This window comes from Mycobacterium sp. 1245801.1 (genome assembly GCF_001673055.1).
GTDB lineage: Bacteria > Actinomycetota > Actinomycetes > Mycobacteriales > Mycobacteriaceae > Mycobacterium > Mycobacterium europaeum_A.
Map to the genome: position 1 here is coordinate 1 of NZ_LZKY01000423.1, position 1,111 is coordinate 1,111.

General features: G+C 71.4%; 1 protein-coding gene and 1 pseudogene. Both read right to left on the reverse strand.

All coding sequences use genetic code 11. The features are described 5' to 3' along the window. Positions 1 to 737, reverse strand: a 737-nt coding sequence (locus A5622_RS27115; protein WP_156753113.1) for an AAA family ATPase, incomplete at its 3' end; no start/stop codon positions are given. Between the two features lie 185 nt (positions 738 to 922). Continuing rightward, a pseudogene (locus A5622_RS30900) lies at positions 923 to 1,054 on the reverse strand (hypothetical protein); the annotation flags it as partial. Positions 1,055 to 1,111: the final 57 nt, after the last annotated feature.

The following is a 1,111-nucleotide window of genomic DNA, read 5'->3' on the forward strand; positions in this document are numbered from 1 at the left end:
ACGGTCAACTCGCCACCGGGTTCGGCCGCCCGCACAGTTTCGGCGGCGACCTCCAGCGCCGTCAGCGCGCGCCGGGCATCGCCGGCGGCCAGCCGCACCAGCAGGTCGACGGCCTCGGGGTCGACGGCGATCTGACCGCCCAGCCCGCGCGGGTCGTCGATCGCGCGCTGCACCACCGCGCGGATGTCGTCGGCGCTCAGCGGCCGCAACTGCAGGATCAGCGAGCGGGACAGCAGCGGCGCCACCACCGAGAAGCTCGGGTTCTCCGTGGTCGCCGCGACCAGCAGCACCACCCGGTTCTCCACGGCCGACAGCAGCGCGTCCTGCTGGGTCTTGGAGAACCGGTGCACCTCGTCGATGAACAGCACCGTCTGCTCGCCGGACAGCAGCGCCCGGCGCGCGCTATCGATCACCGCCCGAACGTCTTTGACACCGGCCGACAGGGCCGACAGCGCCTCGAACCGGCGCCCGGTCGCCTGCGAGATCAGCGCGGCCAGCGTCGTCTTGCCGCTGCCGGGGGGCCCGTACAGGATGGCCGATGCCACGCCCGAACCCTCGACCAGGCGGCGCAGCGGGGACCCGGGCGCCAGCAGATGGTCCTGCCCGACCACCTCGTCCAGCGATGCCGGACGCATCCGCACCGCCAGGGGGGCGCCGCCCGACACGCCCAGCCCGTGATCGGTCGGCTGCGACGCGCCGGGTAGGTCAAACAGACCGTCGGACACGGCTTCAGGCATACCACGACCGGCCGACGCCCGCGCCGGCCCAGGCACGCAGCCGGCAATCCCGGCACCCACGGCCCATCTTTGCTAAGTTCCGGTTGCCGAGTTCCGCGGGCGTTTTCTCAAGGAAACTTCGCCACACTTGGAAATCCGACAGCAAGGACGGACATGAGCCAACCTCCCGAGTATCCAGGCACCCCGTAGACGAGAGCCGAAACGATCAGCGCCACAGGGTTTTTGGTGAATGCGTTCCAGGCCCAGCCGAACGCGTCACCGACGCTGAACGCGGGCCGGGGCGGCGCCCCGTAGCCGGGTGGGGGCCCGTAGCCGGGTCGAGATCGTCACGGCTTGCTTCCCGCCGCCGGCACGCGTCGCAAACTCCGGCGCTC